Source organism: Mycolicibacterium rutilum (genome assembly GCF_900108565.1).
In the GTDB taxonomy this organism is placed as follows: domain Bacteria; phylum Actinomycetota; class Actinomycetes; order Mycobacteriales; family Mycobacteriaceae; genus Mycobacterium; species Mycobacterium rutilum.
Window position 1 is genome coordinate 5,275,992 of sequence record NZ_LT629971.1, and the last position, 18,296, is coordinate 5,294,287.

16 protein-coding genes are annotated in these 18,296 nt (G+C 67.5%); 9 read left to right on the forward strand and 7 right to left on the reverse strand.

The features are described 5' to 3' along the window. Nucleotides 1-4 precede the first annotated feature (4 nt). Together BLW81_RS25715 and BLW81_RS25720 are read left to right on the forward strand one after the other, a co-directional pair. On the forward strand, nt 5-2,296 hold the full coding sequence (locus BLW81_RS25715; RefSeq protein WP_083409647.1) for a carbon starvation CstA family protein: 2,292 nt from the start codon (nt 5-7) through the stop codon (nt 2,294-2,296). Further along, nucleotides 2,242-2,433, forward strand: coding sequence for a YbdD/YjiX family protein (locus BLW81_RS25720; protein ID WP_083409648.1), 192 nt, complete (start codon nt 2,242-2,244; stop codon nt 2,431-2,433). Before BLW81_RS25715 ends, BLW81_RS25720 begins: the two co-directional genes overlap by 55 nt. A gap of 9 nt (nt 2,434-2,442) precedes the next feature. On the opposite strand, the gene BLW81_RS25725 is transcribed toward BLW81_RS25720, so the two are convergent. Further along, nucleotides 2,443-3,678 carry a cytochrome P450 gene (locus BLW81_RS25725; RefSeq protein ID WP_083410817.1) on the reverse strand — a complete coding sequence of 412 codons (1,236 nt, stop codon included), beginning with the start codon at nt 3,676-3,678 and terminating at the stop codon, nt 2,443-2,445. A 14-nt stretch (nt 3,679-3,692) separates the two neighbouring features. Then, complete coding sequence (locus tag BLW81_RS25730) at nt 3,693-4,730, reverse strand: LLM class F420-dependent oxidoreductase (protein WP_083409649.1); 1,038 nt, start codon at nt 4,728-4,730, stop codon at nt 3,693-3,695. A gap of 86 nt (nt 4,731-4,816) precedes the next feature. On the opposite strand from BLW81_RS25730, the gene BLW81_RS25735 reads away from it, so the two are divergent. Next, nucleotides 4,817-6,313 (forward strand): acyl-CoA carboxylase subunit beta, encoded by a 1,497-nt coding sequence (locus tag BLW81_RS25735; protein ID WP_083409650.1) that lies wholly within the window; start codon nt 4,817-4,819, stop codon nt 6,311-6,313. Nucleotides 6,314-6,367: 54 nt separating this feature from the next. Here the strand turns inward: BLW81_RS25735 and BLW81_RS25740 are convergent, their stop codons facing one another. The 4 genes from BLW81_RS25740 to BLW81_RS25755 all read right to left on the reverse strand — a co-directional run bounded on the left by BLW81_RS25740 (nt 6,368) and on the right by BLW81_RS25755 (nt 10,581). Further along, nucleotides 6,368-7,336: a TIGR03857 family LLM class F420-dependent oxidoreductase gene (locus tag BLW81_RS25740; RefSeq protein ID WP_407662359.1), complete on the reverse strand. Its 969-nt coding sequence runs from the start codon at nt 7,334-7,336 to the stop codon at nt 6,368-6,370. 74 nt (nt 7,337-7,410) lie between these two features. Further along, the gene (locus tag BLW81_RS25745; protein ID WP_083409652.1) at nt 7,411-7,788 is read right to left on the reverse strand and encodes a nuclear transport factor 2 family protein; all 378 of its coding nucleotides are present in this window, start codon (nt 7,786-7,788) and stop codon (nt 7,411-7,413) included. 55 nt (nt 7,789-7,843) lie between these two features. Further along, on the reverse strand, nt 7,844-8,959 hold the full coding sequence (locus tag BLW81_RS25750) for an alpha/beta hydrolase (RefSeq protein WP_083409653.1): 1,116 nt from the start codon (nt 8,957-8,959) through the stop codon (nt 7,844-7,846). Beyond that, on the reverse strand, nt 8,956-10,581 hold the full coding sequence (locus BLW81_RS25755; protein WP_083409654.1) for a flavin-containing monooxygenase: 1,626 nt from the start codon (nt 10,579-10,581) through the stop codon (nt 8,956-8,958). Before BLW81_RS25755 ends, BLW81_RS25750 begins: the two co-directional genes overlap by 4 nt. Nucleotides 10,582-10,725: 144 nt before the next feature. Between BLW81_RS25755 and BLW81_RS25760 the strand changes: the two genes are divergently transcribed. The 6 genes from BLW81_RS25760 to BLW81_RS25785 all read left to right on the forward strand — a co-directional run bounded on the left by BLW81_RS25760 (nt 10,726) and on the right by BLW81_RS25785 (nt 16,666). Further along, nucleotides 10,726-11,724 (forward strand): aromatic ring-hydroxylating oxygenase subunit alpha, encoded by a 999-nt coding sequence (locus BLW81_RS25760; RefSeq protein ID WP_083409655.1) that lies wholly within the window; start codon nt 10,726-10,728, stop codon nt 11,722-11,724. Beyond that, nucleotides 11,721-12,329 carry a cysteine hydrolase family protein gene (locus BLW81_RS25765; protein WP_083409656.1) on the forward strand — a complete coding sequence of 203 codons (609 nt, stop codon included), beginning with the start codon at nt 11,721-11,723 and terminating at the stop codon, nt 12,327-12,329. Before BLW81_RS25760 ends, BLW81_RS25765 begins: the two co-directional genes overlap by 4 nt. A gap of 7 nt (nt 12,330-12,336) precedes the next feature. Continuing rightward, the gene (locus tag BLW81_RS25770; RefSeq protein ID WP_235632097.1) at nt 12,337-12,951 is read left to right on the forward strand and encodes a PaaI family thioesterase; all 615 of its coding nucleotides are present in this window, start codon (nt 12,337-12,339) and stop codon (nt 12,949-12,951) included. A 5-nt stretch (nt 12,952-12,956) separates the two neighbouring features. Next, nucleotides 12,957-14,615 carry a medium-chain acyl-CoA ligase Mig gene (locus BLW81_RS25775; protein ID WP_083409657.1) on the forward strand — a complete coding sequence of 553 codons (1,659 nt, stop codon included), beginning with the start codon at nt 12,957-12,959 and terminating at the stop codon, nt 14,613-14,615. Between the two features lie 206 nt (nt 14,616-14,821). Continuing rightward, the gene (locus tag BLW81_RS25780) at nt 14,822-16,030 is read left to right on the forward strand and encodes a cytochrome P450 (protein ID WP_083409658.1); all 1,209 of its coding nucleotides are present in this window, start codon (nt 14,822-14,824) and stop codon (nt 16,028-16,030) included. Between the two features lie 3 nt (nt 16,031-16,033). Then, nucleotides 16,034-16,666, forward strand: coding sequence for a TetR/AcrR family transcriptional regulator (locus BLW81_RS25785; RefSeq protein WP_083409659.1), 633 nt, complete (start codon nt 16,034-16,036; stop codon nt 16,664-16,666). On the opposite strand, the gene BLW81_RS25790 is transcribed toward BLW81_RS25785, so the two are convergent. Further along, the gene (locus BLW81_RS25790; protein ID WP_083410819.1) at nt 16,650-18,200 is read right to left on the reverse strand and encodes an aldehyde dehydrogenase family protein; all 1,551 of its coding nucleotides are present in this window, start codon (nt 18,198-18,200) and stop codon (nt 16,650-16,652) included. The two genes, BLW81_RS25785 and BLW81_RS25790, sit on opposite strands and share 17 nt — an antisense overlap. Between the last annotated feature and the right edge of the window lie 96 nt (nt 18,201-18,296).

Here is an 18,296-nt window from a genome sequence, read left to right on the forward strand (position 1 = left end):
TCACATGGCATCTCCCACCGCCGCTTCAGAACGGACCGAAGAAACCGTAGGTGAGGTCACCTACATTCGTAACGACAAGGATCTGCCGCCGGTGGCGATCGTGGATCGTTCGCCGATCACGGTCAAGCATCGGGTGATCTTCGGGATCATCGCCGTCATCGGCGCAATCGCGTGGGCGGTGATCGCGTTCTTCCGCGGCGAGACCGTCAACGCGGTCTGGTTCGTGATCGCCGCGATCTGCACCTATGTGATCGGGTTCCGGTTCTACGCGCGACTGATCGAGATGAAGATCGTGCGGCCCCGCGACGAGAACGCCACGCCCGCTGAGTTGTTCGAGAACGGCACCGATTACATGCCGACCGACCGGCGGGTGTTGTTCGGTCACCACTTCGCCGCGATCGCCGGCGCCGGCCCGCTGGTCGGGCCCGTGCTGGCCATGCAGATGGGTTTCCTGCCCGGCACCATCTGGATCATCATCGGCGCGGTCGTGGCCGGCTGTGTGCAGGACTACCTGGTGCTGGCGATCTCGACACGGCGGCGCGGCCGCTCGCTGGGCCAGATGGCCCGTGACGAACTGGGTACCGTCGGCGGCGTCGCCGCGATCATCGGCGTGCTGGTCATCATGGTGATCCTGCTCGCTGTGCTGGCCCTGGTCGTCGTCGGCGCCCTGGCCGAAAGCCCCTGGGGTGTCTTCTCGATCGCGATGACCATCCCGATCGCGATCTTCATGGGCCTGTATCTGCGGTTCCTGCGCCCGGGCCGGGTCTCCGAAGTCTCGCTGATCGGCGTGGCGCTGCTCCTGCTGGCAGTCGTGGCCGGCGGCTGGGTCGCCGAAACCTCCTGGGGCACCGACTGGTTCACCCTGTCCAAGGTCTCGCTGTCCTGGGCGATCATCATCTACGGCTTCGCCGCCTCGGTGCTGCCGGTGTGGTTCCTGCTGGCCCCGCGCGACTACCTGTCGACGTTCATGAAGGTCGGCACCATCGCCCTGCTCGCCGTCGGCATCGTGCTGGCCCGCCCCATCATGGAGGCCCCCGCGGTCTCGGCGTTCGCCGGCCAAGGCACCGGACCGGTCTTCGCGGGCTCGCTGTTCCCGTTCCTGTTCATCACCATCGCGTGTGGTGCACTGTCGGGCTTCCACGCGTTGATCTCCTCCGGCACCACCCCCAAACTGCTGGAAAAAGAATCCCAGATGCGCCTGATCGGCTACGGCGGCATGCTGACCGAGTCGTTCGTCGCGATCATGGCCCTGATCACCGCCGCAATCCTCAACCAGCATCTGTATTTCGCGATCAACGCGCCGGCCGCCTCGACCGGCGCCACCGCCGAGACGGCGGCCGCCTACGTCAACAGCCTGCCCGTCGACAGCCCGCCGATCACCGCCGAACAGATCACCGCTGCCGCCGAAAGCGTCGGCGAAGAATCCATCGTCTCGCGCACCGGCGGCGCGCCCACCCTGGCGTTCGGCATGTCTGAGGTGTTGAGCAAGGTCTTCGGCGGCGACGCACTCAAGGCGTTCTGGTATCACTTCGCGATCATGTTCGAAGCGCTGTTCATCTTGACCACCGTCGACGCCGGCACGCGCGTCGCCCGGTTCATGCTCTCGGACGGCCTGTCCAACCTCGGTGGGCCGCTGCGCAAGCTGAAGGACCCCAGCTGGCGCGTCGGGGCCTGGATCTGCAGCCTGATCGTGGTCGCCGCCTGGGGCAGCATCCTGCTCATGGGCGTCACCGACCCCCTCGGCGGCATCAACACGCTGTTCCCGCTGTTCGGCATCGCCAACCAGCTACTGGCCGCGATCGCACTGACCGTCGTCACGGTCATCGTCGTGAAGAAGGGACTGCTCAAATGGGCGTGGATACCGGCGGTCCCGCTGTTGTGGGATCTGACGGTGACGATGACCGCGTCCTGGCAGAAGATCTTCTCCGGTGACCCCAAAGTCGGCTACTGGACCCAACATTTCCAGTACCGCAACGCCAAGGACGCCGGCCAGACCGCCTTCGGGGCGGCCAAGGACCCCGGCGAACTCGACGCGGTCATCCGCAACACCTTCATCCAGGGCACTCTGTCGATCGTGTTCGCCGTCCTGGTCCTCATCGTGTTCATCACCGGCCTGATCATGGTGATCCGCTCCCTACGCGGCACGGGGACACCGACGACCGAGGACGAGCCGGTGCCGTCGCGCATCTTCGGACCGTCCGGGCTGATCATGACCAAACCCGAAAAGGAGGTGGCAAGACAATGGGACGCATTACCGCAGCCGCACGCCAAGTCCGTTGGTACTGGGGCTCACTGATGGGTGACAACCACTATCAGCGCTACCTCGAACATCGCAGACGCACCCACCCCGACCAACCGATGCTTTCCGAACGCGACTACTGGCGCATGCGCCACGCGGCATCGGATGCGAACCCGGGGGCGCGCTGCTGCTAGCCCAACGGTCTAGGTCAAGGTGTAGCGGATCGGCAGGTGCTTGAGCCCGCCGACGAAGATCGTCGCCATGTGCTCGGCGGGTCCGGCCAGTTCGATCGACTTGAGCCGCGGCACCAGTTCGCTGAAGAAGCTGTTGATCTCCATCCGGGCCAGCGCGGCACCGAGGCAGAAGTGCACGCCGTATCCGAACGCGTTGTGCCGGTTCGGGTCCCGGCCGATGTCGAAGCGGAACGGTTCGTCGAACACGTCCTCGTCGCGGTTCGAGGAGGCGTAGGACAGCAGCACCGACTCCCCTTCGCCGATCCGCACACCGCGCACAGTGGTGTCCGCGCGGGCGGTCCGCATGAACTCTTTGACCGGGCTGACCCAGCGGATCATCTCCTCGGTGGCCAGCGGTATCAGGTCCATGTCGGCCTGCAGGCGCGCCAACTGGTCGGGATGCTCGATCAGCGCGTGCAGGCCGCCGGAGACGACGGCGCTGGTGGTGTCGTGCCCGGCGGCGGCGATGATCGCGTAGTAGGACACCGTTTCGATGTCGGACAGCGGTTCGCCGTTGACCGTGGCGTTGGCGATGGCCGACGCCAGGTCCTCCGTGGGGTTCGCCCGGCGCGACGCGGTGACGTTGGTGAAGTAGGCGAACATCTCCAGCAGCGCCATCATCTGCTCTTCTTTGGTTGTCCCGCGCTGCAGTTCGGCGTCGTCGTTGCCGAACAGTTCCTGCGTGTACTTGAGCATCTGCGGGAAGTCCGCCTCGGGCAGGCCCAACATCGACATGATCACGTACAGCGGGTAGTTGACCCCGACTTCCTGCACGAAGTCGAATTCGGGCCCCTTGTCGAGCATGTCGTCGACGAACCGCTTGGCCAGCTCGTCGACGCGGACCTTCAACGCGCGCATCGCCTTCGGTCGGAACCAGTTTGCACCGATCGCGCGAATCTCGCGGTGCTGGGGATCGTCCATGTGGATCAGCGTGCTGATGCCGACGGCCGCCTGCTGTTCGTCGGCCTCCTCCGTCATCAGCACCGGCCGTGGCGAGTTGGTGAACAGGTCGTTGGCCCGCTCGATCTCCATGATGTCGGCATGCTTGGTGATCGCCCAGAACGGCCGGCACCCGGGGACGTCCACCCACGACACCGGGGCGTTGGCGCGCAGGTGCGCCAACGCGGCGTGCAGCCGCGGTTCGTCGGTGTAAACCTGCGGATCGGCGAGCACCCTCGCCGCTTCGTCGATGACACGAGCGCTCATCATGGGCCTCTCACTCATGCGGGCGGGCCGCCGCGTAACTCTCGAACAACTTGCAGGACAGTCTCTTCCGCCACCGACGCCGGGAATCCGATCAGCACCCGGTCGATCAGCCCGTCGCAGCGCGCACGCATCTTGGCCGCCAGTTCCTGGATCGGGGCGACGACGGCGAACGCCTCGAGCACCTCGTCGTCGATCAACATGCCCATCGCGTCCCACTGGCCGGCCAGGCTCAGCCGGTGCAGTTCGGTGTGCAGATCGCCCCAGCCGTGCAGGTCGAGCACCTTGCGGTAGGCAGGGGTCGATCCGTAGAACGCGATCTGCTTGCGGGTGGCGACGGCCGCGGCGGCGAGCTCGTCTTCATCGTTGCCGGTGACCACGAAGATCGGGCACGACACCTGAAAGTCGCTGCGCTGCCGACCCGATCGGGCCATCCCCCGCTGCAGCGCCGGAATGGTCACGTCGGCGAAGTAGCGTTTCGTGGTGAACGCGTGGGCCAGCACACCGTCGGCCACCTCCCCGGCCAGTTCGGTCATCGCCTCACCCACCGCGGCGAGGAAAACCTTCGGCATGCCGTAGTCGTGCGGTTCGGGCGTGAACATCGGCGTCATGAGTTTGTGGGTGTAGAAGTCCCCCTCGAACTGCAGCCGGGTGCCGTCGGCCCAACAGGCCCAGATCTCCCGCATCGCCGAGATGAACTCGTGCATGCGCCGAACCGGTCGGCTCCACGGCATGCTGAACCGCTTCTCGATGTGGGGCTTGATCTGAGAGCCGAGCCCGATGATCAGCCGGCCGCGCGAATAGTCCTGCAGATCCCAGCCGATGTTGGCGACCGTCATGGGATTCCGCGCGAACGCGACCGCGATGCTGGTGCCCAGATCGAGGGTCTCGGTGTGCTCGGCCGCCAGGGTCAGCGGCAGAAAGGGATCGTGGGCCACTTCGGCCGTCCAGCACCCGTCGTAGCCGCGGCGCTGCAGTGTGCTCGCCGCCCCGACGACGTTGGCGAGCTGACTCGAAACCGCCCCGTCGACCTTCAGGCCGGCGCCGCTAAGCATGGTCGTAGACGCTACAGTAAGCAATTCAGTATGGTCAACGAGGACATCCCGGTGCGACGATCACCTAGCCGAGGACAGGAGTTGTGATGACCAAGGCCGATGATTGGCACGCCACACTCGACGAATTGTCCCGTCGGCGGCGCACATCTCACGACATGGGCGGTGCCGAGCGGCTCGCCAAGCATCACGGCAAGGGCAAGCTCGACGCCCGCGCGCGCATCGACCACTTCCTCGACAAGGGCACGTTCCGGGAATTCGGCACGCTCGTCGGCGGTGACATCGCCGCCGACGGCATCGTCGCCGGGTCCGGGCTGGTCGACGGCAGGCCGGTGATGGTCGGCGCCGAGGACTTCACGACGCTGGCGGGCAGCATCGGCCCCGGCGGTAACGCCAAGCGGTATCGGCTCGCCGAGTTGGCGCTGCGCGACCGGGTGCCGCTGGTGATGCTGCTGGAGGGCGCGGGTTTTCGGCCCAGCGGTGAGCACTACGGCCGCACCCCCACCGATCTGCTCGCCCAGGCGCAGTGCTCGGGCAAGGTGCCGATGGTCGCCGGTCTGCTCGGACCGTCGGCGGGCCACGGCGCGCTCGTCGCACCGGTGTGCGACTGGACGATCATGAGCCGCCAGGGCGCGATCTTCACGGCGGGTCCGCCGGTGGTGAAAGAGTCGACGGGCGAGGAGATCTCGAAGGAAGACCTGGGTGGTCCGGGTGTCGCGCTCGCCAGCGGGGTGATCCACAATCTCGCCGAGGACGACGAGGCGGTGCTCGACGACATCCGGCGGTACCTGTCGTACTTCCCGTCCAGCGCGTGGTCGTATCCGCCGTCGCTGCCCGCCGGCGAGTCCGGCGAGCCCCGCAGCACCGCCGACCTTCTCGACATCGTGCCCCGCGGGAACCGGCGGGTCTACGACATGCGGCGCGTGCTCGACGTCGTCTTCGACCGTCCCGACTGGTTCGAGGTGCAGCCGAAGTTCGGTCCCGCGATCATCTGCGCGCTGGCCCATCTCGGCGGCCACCCCGTCGCGGTGGTGGCGAACCAGCCGCAGGTGATGGCGGGGTCGATCGACGCCGACGCCGCAGACAAGGCCGCCCACTTCATCGCGGTCGCCGATTCGTTTCACCTGCCGCTCGTGTTCCTCGCCGACAACCCGGGCATGCTGCCCGGCAGCCGGTCCGAGAAGACCGGCGTGCTTCGCAGCGGCGCGCGGATGTTCGCCGCGCAGACGGCGGCGACGACGATCAAGCTGCACGTCACGCTGCGCAAGGCCTACGGCTTCGGCTCGATGGTGATGTCGCTGTTGGGGTTTGACAACCAGAGCGCGACGTTCGCCTATCCCGGCGCGACGATGGGCGCGATGAGCGCCGCCGCGCTGAGCAAGGCGTCGCACGCCGCCGAGGATGTCGAGGCGCAGTTGCGGCAGATGGAGGTCGACGCGTCGTTCCGGTCGGCCGGCCACCTCGGTTTTGACGACCTGATTCATCCCGAGGAGACCCGCAACGCGCTGTTGGCGGCGCTGCAGCGGGCCGTCTACAGCCGGCAGGCCGCCGCGGAACCGATGGCGCGCACGGTGATCACCCCCTGACCCCGGCGGCTTCGGTGCACTACCTTTCGGTCAGCGATCGGAAGCGCACCGAAATCACTCTGACGCGCGGTAAGCCGTGACGATCGGGGCCAGTTCGTCGGGTGTGCAGCCGTGCAGGATGACCGCGTCGGCGCCGTAGTCGAACTCCTTGCGGACCCGGTCCACGCACTGCTGGGCCGACCCGGTCGCCGACGGCTCGAGCCACTCGTCGGGGATCAGCGTGGCGATGTGTTCGATCTGCTCGGCCGACGCCTTGTGGTCGATCCCGCCGGGGATCGACTGCACGACGGAGTCATCACGGAAACGTTGCAGCACAGCGGGATCCCAGCCGTTCGTGTTGACCAACAGGTCGCCGTAGCCCTGCAGGTAGGTGGCCAGCCGCGCGACGGTCTTCTTCAGCCGCAACTCCTCGGGCAGATGGTCGCCGACCGTGGCGAAACACGACCACACCTGCACGCTGCCCGGGTCGCGACCCGCCTGCTCGGCGGCGTCCTTGACCGTCTTGACCGCACGCTGCAGCGTCTCCGGCGTGAAGTAGGTGTGCAGGATGACGTCGTCGAAGGCGCGGCCGCCCAACGCGAGCGTCTGCGGGCCGAACGCGACGATCGCGAGGCGGATGTCCTCGCGGAAGTCCGGATCCAGAAACAGCACCTGGTACTTGCCGATCGGACCGTCGTGGTTGAAGATCAGCTCGCCGTTCCACAGCCGGCGCATGACCTGCGCGAAATCCTCCATCTGCGCGGTGGTGACGGCGGGTATCCCGAAGGCGCCGTAGATGGCGCCGATCCCGCGGCCGATCCCGAGCGTGAACCGCCCGCCCGACATCCGGTGCATCGTGGTGGCCCACGACCCCGTGATCAACGGGTGACGGGTGTTGTGATTCGTTGCCGCCGTGGCGATCTGCATCCGCGAGGTGACCGCCAGCGCGGCGCCGGTCAGCGACGACGCCTCCTTGACGTTCCACCGCTCGGAGATGAACCCGGTGCCGAAGCCGAGCTCCTCGCCGCGACGCGCCTCGTGCATGAGCGTCGCCGGCCCTTCGCCGCCGGCCCCGGCCAGCAGGTAGTAGCCCAGCTCATCGAGCACCCTGGTGTTGGTCACGCCCAGACTCCTTGTTTGTAGCCGCAGTTCCACACCTCGACGATCCTGCCGTCGACCACCCGGAAGACTTCCATACTGCCGATCGTGGTCTGCGTGCCGTCCTTGAGTTCCATCGGCGACTCGTAGACGATCGCCACGTGCTCACCGTCGTCGCCGGCCACCACGAGGTTGAGGTCGAAGCGGATCGTCTCGGTGATCTCCCACATGTCGACGATCCGGCGCACGGCCTGCGCACGGGTCAGGGTGTGCGCCGCCTCCCCGACCTCGTGTCGAATGATGGTGTCGCCCAGCAGTTCCTCGGCGAGCGCGAAGTCCCGCTGATTCCACACCACCAGGTTGTACAGTTCGACGACTTCTCGCGCCGACCGGGTCACGCGAACACCTCCAGCGCGTCGATCTCGTCGATCGCGGGCACCGCGGCGGTGGTCGTCACGTCTGCGCCTTCCGGGTCGCCTCGGCGAGGAAGCGTTCCGAAGCGTGTTGCACCCCACCTGCGAACAGGTGCCCCACGTGGCTGCCGCGGTGCCAGTACAGTTCGCCGCCCCACCGCTCGTGCAACCGTTCGGCGGGTTCCCGACGGGCCATCTGGTCGTGCCATGCCCCGACGATCAGCCTGCGCGCAGGCGGCGCCGACGGTTCGAGCGCCTGATAGTCGACGACCGCCATCGCCCGCCCGACGGGTTCGGAGCACAGCAACTCGACGGTGTCGCGCACGGACGGGCCCCACCGCCCGAGGTGAGCGGCGATCATCGCGTTCAGCCCGAAGATCGGCGTGTACACCGCGACCGCATCGACCGGCTCGAGGTGTGCGACCAGCCCGGCCACGGGGCTGCCCATCGAAACCCCGGACACCACAAGGGCGCTCCCCTGCGGGCGCAGCCACCGAAGTACCGCCCGCACCTCGGAGACCACGCGGATCATGCCGGCCACGTTGTTCAGCGGGTCCATGTTCGGATACGTCGGCCACCGGTCGCGCCGCACCCCGCACCCGGGCTGCACCGGCAGCGCGATGTTGTACCCGAGTTTCTCCTGCAGCCGCCTCGCCCGCGAGAACACCAGGTCGATCGGCAGACCCTGGCCGGCGCCGTGCACCCACACCAGCCACGGCCGGGTGTCGTCATCGCTGCGGCACAGGTGCACCACGGCGGTCGCCGGCCCGCCGAAGCCCTCCGAGGCCAGCGCCTCGGGCAGGTGCGGGTCGTGCTCATAGGTCAGTTGCTCATAGCGGGTCCGGCCGAACCGCCGCTGCCGAATCGCGCTGGGCCGCAGAGGTTCCGGCGCGACGTGTACGCCGGCCGTGCCCAACGCGGCCAGTTCGTCGGCCACCCGCGCGCAGGACTGCACCGTACGCTCGAGCTTCGGCGGGGGTGCGGTCAGCGTCATCCCGGTCAACGCGAGCTCGTCGAGCACCACCTCGCCCAGTTGTCGGGCACCGGTGAGCGAGAGCGCGTTCCAGTCACCCGACTCTCCGACCGCGGCGTGTGCGCGCGGGACCACGCCTGCGAAGTCGCGCCCGATGCGGTAGGCGCGCTCTGCGGTTCTCATGCGAGCTTGAACCCGGTGTACCCCGCGTCGGCGATCTCGTCGCAGCGGCGCCGGTACTCCGGGATACCGGCGACGTAACCCATGTACAGCCGTTTCTTGCCGGGCACGTTGCCGCCGTTGTACCAGGAGTTGCAACTCGGGTGCACCAGCACGGTCGGTTCGACGAGCGCTGCCGTGTGCTCGATCCACTCGTGCTGCGCCTCGGGCAGCGCTTCGATGGTGGTGTACCCGTTGCTTCTCAGGTACGCGATGCAGTCGCCGATCCAGTCGACGTGCTGTTCGAGTGCGGTCACGAAATTGCTTGCCGGAGCCGGGCTTCCGGGCGCCTGGACGATGAACAGGTTCGGGAAGCCCGCCACCGCGATGCCGAGGTACGCGTAGGGCCCCTCGTTGGTCCAGAAGTCCCCAAGCGACAGCTGGTCGCGGCCCGTGACCGCGATCCGCGTCATCGCGCCGGTCATCGCGTCGAACCCGGTGGCGTAGATGAGCACGTCGAGTTCGTGCTCGCCCTGCTCGGTGCGGATCCCGGCCGGGGTCACCTCGACGATGGGCCCCTCGCGCAGGTCGACGCGCGTGACGTTGTCGCGGTTGAACGTCTCGTAGTAGCCCTGGCCGATGATCGGGCGCTTACATCCGAACGGGTGCGTCGGGGTGAGCGCCGCCGCGGTCCGCGGATCGTGGACGATGCGCGCCACCGCCTCGCCGTAGAGTTTGGCCGCCATCCGGTTGGCCTCGATGTCGAAGAACACGTCGCCCCAGCTGAGCGCGCCGATGATGCCGTCCTCCTCCACCGCGCGCAACTGCTCCTCGCGCGTGGCCGATTTCAGCGGCGGCTTGGTCATCATCTCGAACATCACCGAGAACGCGCTCAGCCGTGCGGCGCCGACCGCGTGTTCGCGCTGCGCGGCGCGGATCTCGGCGTAGTTGGCCTTCAACTCGTCGAGTTCGCCGTCGTCGAACGGGCGGACCTGCCACGGCAGCGTGTAGGCCGGTGACCGCTGGAACACGGTGAGGCGAGCCGCCTGCCGCGCCACCACCGGGATCAACTGGACCCCGGTGCTGCCGGTGCCGATCACGCCGACCCGCTTGCCGGTGAGGTCCACGTCCTGCTTCGGCCATCGACTCGTGAACAACGACAGCCCGGCGAAGGAGTCCATGCCCGCGATCTCGGGCTCTTTGGGGACCGACAGGATCCCGGTCGCCGCGACGACGAACGGCGCGACGAGGGTCTGCCCGTCGCCAGTCCGTATCTCCCACCGCGAGCCGGCCTCGTCGAACGTCATCGCCGTGACCTCGGTGTGGAACCGGATGTCGCGCCGGAGGTCGAGGCGGTCGGCGACGAAGTTCAGATACGCCTCGATCTCCGGCTGACGCGGCATCGTCTCGGTCCAGACCCACTCCTGCTGGATCTTCTCGGAGAAGCTGTAGGAGTACTCGATGCTCTCGATGTCGCAGCGCGCCCCGGGGTACCGGTTGAACAGCCATGTGCCGCCGACGTTCTCGGCCTTCTCCAGGACGACGGTGCGCAGGCCCTGCGCACGGAGCCGATGCAGCGCATACAGGCCGGAGAACCCGGCCCCGACGACGATGGCATCGAAGTGGGCAGTATCTGATGTCGTCACAAGAAGGCCCTCACGTCCAGAAGTCGAGATACTGAAACTATTACAGTATTGCCGCGCACACTCGCGCGGTTTCCGACGAAGACGCTTCCGGAAACTGCTACTGTAAGCTGTTCCATTACGCGGATGAGGGAGGCGGCCGACCGCATGAAAGTCCCGTTCACCTGGAAGGTCACCGGCTGGTTCGTCATCGGCTGGTCCGCGGAGTTCCCCGTCGGCGAGACGCGCCCGCTGCGGTACTTCGGCGACGACCTGGTGGCCTACCGCGACGAGGCCGGCGAACTGCACGTGCTGTCTGCCCACTGCCGGCACCTCGGCGCGCACATCGGCCACGGCGGCAAGGTCGTCGGCGACTGCGTGGAATGCCCGTTCCACGGCTGGCGGTGGGGCCCCGACGGCACCAACCGCTACATCCCCTATCAGCCGGACCGGCCCAACAAGGCGCTGCGGCTGCGGGTCTACCCGGTCGTCGAGCAGTACGGATGCGTGTTCGCCTGGCACCATCCCGACGGCGAACCACCCCGGTGGGAGCTGCCGGACCTGTTCCACAAGTTCCCGCAGTTCCCCACCGACGAAGATGCGTATTACCGCCCGTACCCGGAGTTCTCGAGCCGCGCCGAACGCGAACCGGTGCACCCGCAGATCGTCGCGGAGAACGGCCCCGACAGCGCGCACTTCCACTACGTGCACCACGCCACCGTCACCCCGGTGTGCCTCGACTGGGAGGTCGTCGACGAGGAGTGGCGGTTTTTGACGGGTTGGCCCGACGCCGCCAGCGACGACCCCGACAAGATGGCGCTCTACATCCACAGCCACCTGTCCGGTCTCGGGTTCGCGATCAGCGCCTTCGAGGGCTCGTCGAACCACCGGCTGATCTTCGCGTGCACACCGGTCGAGGACGGCTACTCGGACATGTTCTATTCGATCTGGTGGCCGCGGCTACCCGGTGACACCTCCGACGTCCCACCCGAGGAGGTGCGGAAGAAGGTCGAGCGCCAGTTCATGGGCACCGTGTGGGACGACCTCAACATCTGGCGCTACCAGGAGTACATCGAGAAGCCCGCGCTGTCGCGCATCGATGCGAAACCCTATATGGCGCTGCGGAAATGGGCGACGCAGTTTTACGACGTGCCCGCGTCGGTATGACCGACCTCGCCCAGCTCGTCACACCCGGTCGCACCGCGATCGTCACCCAGGAATGCCAGGGCGCCGTCGTGGGCCCGGACGCGGGGCTCAAGGCGCTGGCCGACGAGGCCCGTCGTGAGGCGGTGCCCAACATCGCGCGCCTGCTGCCGGTGGCCCGCAGCGCCGGTGTCGCGGTGGTGCACTGCCTGGTGCAGCGCCGCGACGACGGTCGCGGGGCCAACTCCAACGCCAAGATCTTCCGGATCGGCAGCGGCGTGGCGATCACCCCGGGCACCCCTGGCGCCGAACTGCTGCCCGAACTGGGTCCCGAACCGTCTGACGTCGTGCTGCGCCGTTGGCACGGCATCGGCCCGATGGGCGGCACCGACCTCGACTCGGTACTGCGCAATCTCGGCGTGTCGACGATCGTCGCCGTCGGAGTCTCGGTCAACGTCGCGATCACGAACCTGGTCATGGACGCGGTCAATGCCGCCTATCGGGTGGTGGTGCCGCGTGACGCGGTGGCGGGCATCCCGACCGATTACGCGGATGCCATCATCGACAACACGTTGTCACTGCTGGCGACGATCACGACGACCGACGAGTTGATGACCGCCTGGAAGTAGCCGCCCCGTGACCGACACCGAGGACCACATCCGCGAGTTCGCCCGCATCCAGCCGACTTCGGGCACGCCGCAGATGGGCCGTTTCATCGCCGCGATGCGCCGCCTGCAGGACATCACGGTCTCCGCCGACCCGGATGCCGCGCTGTGGGAAGCGAGCGCGGCGGCCATCGAGGAGGTGTGCGCGCGACTGGAGGAGCACCGCGCCCCCGCCGGTGTGGCGCCCGCCGGGCGGACCACCAACCTGCCGGGCCACGGCCATCCGCTGATGCCGCCCTGGCAGGTGGTGGCGTCCGGGCCCGAGGAGGTCACCATGCGCGGTGCCTTCAGCCGGTTCCACGTCGGCGGCAACGACGCGGTGCACGGCGGGGTGATCCCGCTGTTCTACGACTGGCATTTCGGCATGGTGGTGTCGGCGGCGGGCCGGCCGGACAGCCGCACCGCCTATCTGCACGTCGACTACCGCCGGGTGACACCGATCGAGATACCGTTGGAGGCGCGGGCCTGGATCGACGCGGTCGAGGGCCGCAAGCTGTTCGTGAGGGCGACGATGACCGACGCCGAGGGCAACGTACTATCCGAGGCCAATGGTCTGATGATCAAACTGCTTGCCCACCAGCCTTGAAAGGCATGACGTCTGTGACCACACAGTTCACCGTCCCGGCCGCCGCCGACGCCGTCGCCGCGACGATCGGCGACCGGGAGTTCATCGTCCAGGGCGACCGGCGCTACACCTACGCCCAGGTCGTCGAGCGCGCCAATCGGCTGGCCGCGTTCCTGCACAGCCGGGGGCTGGGCTGCCACGTCGAACGTTCGGAACTCGGCGGCCACGAGGTCGGCCAGGACCTGCTCGGCATCTACGCCTACAACGGTCCCGAATACATCGAGGGCATGCTCGGTTCCTGGCGGTCGCGGGTCGCGCCGTTCAACGTCAACTACCGGTATGTCAAGAACGAATTGCACTATCTGCTCAACGATTCCGGCGCGAGCGCCCTGCTGTATCACGCGGCCTTCGCCCCGCGAGTCGCCGAGGTGCTGCCCGATCTGCCCAACCTGCGGGTACTGATCCAGATCGCCGACGACTCGGGCAACGACCTGCTCGACGGGGCCGTCGACTACGAGTCGATCGTCGGGTCGGGCACCCCCGTGCTGCCGCCGATCGAACCGTCGCCCGACGACCTCTACGTGCTCTACACCGGCGGCACGACCGGCATGCCCAAGGGCGTGCTGTGGCGTCAGCACGACATCTTCATGACCTCCTTCGGCGGACGCAACATGGCCACCGGCGAGCTGATCACCTCGCTCGACAACATCACCCAGCGGGTCGCCGAGGGGCCCGGCACCAAGATCCTCACGCTGCCGCCGCTCATGCACGGCGCCGCGCAGTGGGCGGCCATGACCGCGATGACCACGGGGCAGACCATCGTGTTCATGGCCACCCCCGGCAGCCTCGACGCCGACGAGGTGGTGCAGACGATCGAGCGGGAGAAGGCGCTCGTGGTGCAGGTGGTCGGCGATGCGGTGGCGCGCCCGCTGGCCGACGCGATCGAGCGCAGCTCGGCCGACCTGTCGTCGCTGGCGGTGGTGGCCAACGGCGGCGCACTGCTCACCCCCACCGCGAAGCAGCGCCTGATCGACGTCAAGCCCGGCCTCATCGTCATGGACGGTGTCGGTTCCTCGGAGACCGGCATCCAGATGAACCACATGTCCGCACCGGGCGCGGTCTCGACCGGCAAGTTCAACGCCGGACCCGACACCTTCGTCGCCGCAGAGGATTTCAGCGCGATCCTCGAACCCGGGCACGACGGCATCGGCTGGCTGGCCCAGCGCGGCTTCGTGCCGTTGGGCTACAAGGGTGACGCGGACAAGACCGCCAAGACATTCCCGGTCATCGACGGGGTGCGCTACTCGATTCCGGGTGACCGGGCCCGCCATCAGGCCGACGGTTCCATCGAACTGTTGGGCCGCGATTCGGTGACCATCAACTCCGGCGGCGAGAAGATCTTCGTCGAGGAGGTCGAGACGGCGCTGCTGTCGCATCCCGCGGTGGCCGACGTCGTGGTCGCGGGCCGGCCCAGCGAGCGGTGGGGCCAAGAGGTGGTCGCGGTCGTCGCCCTGACCGGGGACGCCGCCGCCGACGCGCAGGAACTGATCGACCACGCCGCCAAATCGATTGCCCGCTACAAACTTCCGAAGGCAGTGGTGTTCCGGGCGGCGATCGAGCGCAGCCCGGCGGGCAAGGCCGACTACCGGTGGGCCCGCGAGCAGGCGATCAGCGCGAACGCCTGATCCGACGGCCGGTCCGGTTGCCACCTGCCGCGAAATAGCATTCCTGGTCGCAAACTCGTGCGAACAACAGCCCGGAATGCTCTTTCGGCGACGTCGCACGCCGGTGCACGTCTGAACAGCCCCGCACCTATCGTCGCGTAGTCCGATACTGTAAGCTTTACAGTACCCGTGCTCGTTACTGTCGGACCAGACGAGGGAGATCAACCGTGGATAGCCCCGTACAGGATGTCACGGTCGACGAGACCTTCGACCTGCTACGCGACCCCTATCCGCTGTTCGCGCAGCGGCGCCGGGAAACCAGCGGGGTGTTCCGCGGCAGCGTCATGGATTGGTCGCAGGCCCCGGAGGCGATGCCGGAGAACCTCTACGCCGCAGTGTCTTTCGACGCCGTCAACCGGGTCTTTCGGGACGGCAAGGTGTTCAACTCGCACATCTACGACAACACCATCGGCCTGTTCATCGGCCCGACCATCCTGGCGATGGAAGGCAAGAAGCACTGGGACCACCGCAACCTGGTGTCCGCGGCGTTCAAGTCGAAGTCGTTGGCGCGCTGGGACCCCGAGGTGGTCCGCCCCGTGGTCACCGCACTGATCGACGAGTTCATCGAGGACGGGCGCGCCGACCTCGTGCGCCATTTCACCTTCGAATTCCCCACCCGCGTGATTTCCAAGCTGCTCGGCCTGCCCGAGGATGACCTGCCGTGGTTCCGCAAGCGGGCGGTCGAACTCATCAGCTACCACGTCCGATACAAGCGCGCATTCGAGGCGTCCGCCGCACTGAAGGACTACTTCCTGGCGCAGATCGACAAGCGCAGATCCCAGCCGACCGAGGACATCATCGGCGATCTGGTCGGCGCCGAGATCGACGGCGAGAAACTCAGCGACGAGTCGATCTACTCGTTTCTGCGACTGCTGCTGCCCGCCGGGCTGGAAACCACATACCGGTCGTCGGGAAACCTGTTGCACCTGTTGCTCACCCACCCCGAGCAGTTCGCGGCCGTACAGGCCGATCGCGAGCTGATCCCGGCGGCGATCGAAGAGGGCCTGCGCTACGAGACACCGCTGACCACCGTGCAGCGCTACGCGACCGAGGAAACGGAACTCGAGGGCGTCACGCTGCCGAAGGGTTCGGTCGTCGACGTCTGCATCGGCTCGGCGAACCGCGACGAGAACCGCTGGGAGCGCGCGGAGGAGTTCGACATCTTCCGCAAGCGCGTGCCGCACATCTCGTTTGCCGCCGGCGAGCACACCTGCATGGGCCTGCATCTGGCGCGCATGGAGACCCGCGTCGCGCTGGAATGCCTGCTGGACCGGTTGACCGACATCAACCTCGTCACCGACGACAACCCGCATATCGCCGGCCAACCGTTCCGCTCCCCCACGGCACTGCCGGTGACGTTCGAACCGGTCGGCTGATCGGTGGCCAAACCCGGTAGCCGCCAGCGCCGCGACCGCGGTTCGATCAGTGCCGAGGAGATACTCGAGGGCGCACTGGAAGTGGCGCGGGAGGTTTCGATCGAGAACCTGAGCATGCCGCAACTGGCCCGGCATCTCGGGGTCGGCGTGACCAGCATCTACTGGTACTTCCGCCGCAAGGACGATCTGCTCGACGCGATGACCGACCGGGCGCTGGAGCGGTTCGAGTTCACCGTGCCGACCATCTCCGCGGCGAACTGGCGAGAGTCGTTGCGCGATCACGCCCTGACCATGCGTCGGAGGTTCCGCGCGGATCCGATCCTGTGCGATCTGGTGTTGATCCGCGGGCAGTACGGCCACCGCGCGATGCACCATGCGCTGCAGAAATTGGGGCAGCCGATCGGGGCGCTGGTCGAGGCAGGACTCAGCGTCGATCAGGCCGCCGAGACCTACGGCGCGATCTCGGTGCACATCCGGGGTTCGGTGGTTCTCGAGCGCCTGCAGGAACGCACCGAGGGTTTCCCGGCTCAGCGCGACGACGGCGGCCGCTACATCGCGTTCGCCGACGACATCGACTTCGGCTACATCCTCGACAGCATCCTCGACCACGCCGAGGACATCATCCGCGCGGCGTAGCGCCCGTCCTCGGCGCCCGGTAGGCCACCGTCTTGGACTCCAGGTACTGCTCGAAACCTTCGACGCCGCACTGTCTTCCGACACCGCTGTGCTTGAACCCGCCGAACGGTGCGTCGGCGCCGTAGTACATGCCGCCGTTGACCCCGAAGGCGCCGGCACGGATCCGCCCGGCGATGCTCATCCCCCGCTCGTGCGAGCGCGAGGACACCGCCCCGGCGAGCCCGTAGGCGCTGTCGTTGGCGATGCGCACCGCCTCGTCGTCATCGTCGAACGGCAACATCACCAGCACGGGGCCGAACACCTCCTGTTGGGCTATGGCCGCGCTGTAGTCGACACCGACGACGACCGTCGGCGCGACATAATGACCCTGCTCCAGATGCCCCGGCAGCCCGGTGACCGGTCCGCCGCCCGCGACGATCTCGGCGCCGTCGGCGCGCGCTGCGTCGATGGCGTCGAGCACCCGCTTCTTCTGCGCCGCGCTGATCACCGGCCCCACAAAGGTTTCCGGGTCGAGCGGGTCGCCGACGGGGATTGCCTGATAAGCGGCGGCCACGGTGGCGACCGCGTCGTCGAACAGCGACCGGTGCACCAACATGCGGGTCGTGGCCGCGCATGCCTGACCGGCGTGCACACACACCCCGATCGCCGAACCCAGGATCGCCGCCGGTGGTGCGTCGTCCAGCACGATCGAGACCGACTTGCCGCCCAACTCCAGGAACATCCGCTTCATCGTCTCGGCGCCCTGCCGCATCAACAGCTTGCCGACGGCCGTCGACCCGGTGAACGAGATCATGTCGACGCGCGGGTCGGTGCCGAGCAAGCCGGCGACGTCGTTGGAGGGGGTGGGCACGACGTTGACGACCCCGGGCGGGATGTCGGTGTGCTCGGCGATGAGGCGGCCGAGCCGGGTCGCGTTCCACGGTGTGTTCGGATCGGGTTTGAGCACGACCGTGTTGCCGGTGGCCAGCGCGGGCCCGAGCTTGTTGAGGATGACCTCGATCGGGAAGTTGGACGGCGTGATCGCCGCGACGACGCCGACCGGTTCCTTGACGACGGTGCGCACGTTGCGCTCGCCGAACAGCCCGCCGCCGTCGAGGGTGCGAACCCAGTCGAAGTCGAGCATCAGCCGGGCCGGGAACCGCAGCGCATCGGCGAGCGGCCAATCCAGTTGTGCCGACGCGGTGGTCATCGCGGGGCAGCCGACCTCGGCGATCAGCTCTTCACGCAGATCCTCCAACTCGGCCTCGATCGCGGACTGCAGTTGGTCGAGGCACTGCACACGCAGCCGCCGATTGGTGGCCCAGTCGGTTTCGTCGAACGCGCGCCGGGCCGCGGCGATGGCGCGGTCCATGTCCGGTCGACCGGCCGCGGCGGTGGTGCCGAGCAGGCGCCCGGTGGCCGGGCTCAGATTGTCGAACTCTTCACCCGACGCCGCTGCGACGAGTTCGCCGTCGATGAGCATCCGCGGTTCGGCGCGCCGCGCCGCTCGCTCGCCGACGTCGATGCTGGTTTCGGTCCGTTCTGCTGAATTCATGGCGGAGCTCACCCAGCTACCTCGTAGACTCTTGATGCGGGACGACTAACTGTAATGCTTACAGTAAGTTTATTCAACGCCGGAGCGCCAGGTACG

What these genes read in the sequence shown, in the direction of transcription:
- BLW81_RS25715 (WP_083409647.1), top strand. Translation starts at nt 5, where the DNA reads ATGGCATCTCCCACCGCCGCTTCAGAACGGACCGAAGAAACCGTAGGT.
- BLW81_RS25720 (WP_083409648.1), top strand. Translation starts at nt 2,242, where the DNA reads ATGGGACGCATTACCGCAGCCGCACGCCAAGTCCGTTGGTACTGGGGC.
- BLW81_RS25725 (WP_083410817.1), bottom strand. Translation starts at nt 3,678, where the DNA reads ATGAGCGCTCGTGTCATCGACGAAGCGGCGAGGGTGCTCGCCGATCCG.
- BLW81_RS25730 (WP_083409649.1), bottom strand. Translation starts at nt 4,730, where the DNA reads ATGCTTAGCGGCGCCGGCCTGAAGGTCGACGGGGCGGTTTCGAGTCAG.
- BLW81_RS25735 (WP_083409650.1), top strand. Translation starts at nt 4,817, where the DNA reads ATGACCAAGGCCGATGATTGGCACGCCACACTCGACGAATTGTCCCGT.
- BLW81_RS25740 (WP_407662359.1), bottom strand. Translation starts at nt 7,336, where the DNA reads ATGCACGAGGCGCGTCGCGGCGAGGAGCTCGGCTTCGGCACCGGGTTC.
- BLW81_RS25750 (WP_083409653.1), bottom strand. Translation starts at nt 8,959, where the DNA reads ATGAGAACCGCAGAGCGCGCCTACCGCATCGGGCGCGACTTCGCAGGC.
- BLW81_RS25760 (WP_083409655.1), top strand. Translation starts at nt 10,726, where the DNA reads ATGAAAGTCCCGTTCACCTGGAAGGTCACCGGCTGGTTCGTCATCGGC.
- BLW81_RS25765 (WP_083409656.1), top strand. Translation starts at nt 11,721, where the DNA reads ATGACCGACCTCGCCCAGCTCGTCACACCCGGTCGCACCGCGATCGTC.
- BLW81_RS25775 (WP_083409657.1), top strand. Translation starts at nt 12,957, where the DNA reads ATGACGTCTGTGACCACACAGTTCACCGTCCCGGCCGCCGCCGACGCC.
- BLW81_RS25790 (WP_083410819.1), bottom strand. Translation starts at nt 18,200, where the DNA reads ATGAATTCAGCAGAACGGACCGAAACCAGCATCGACGTCGGCGAGCGA.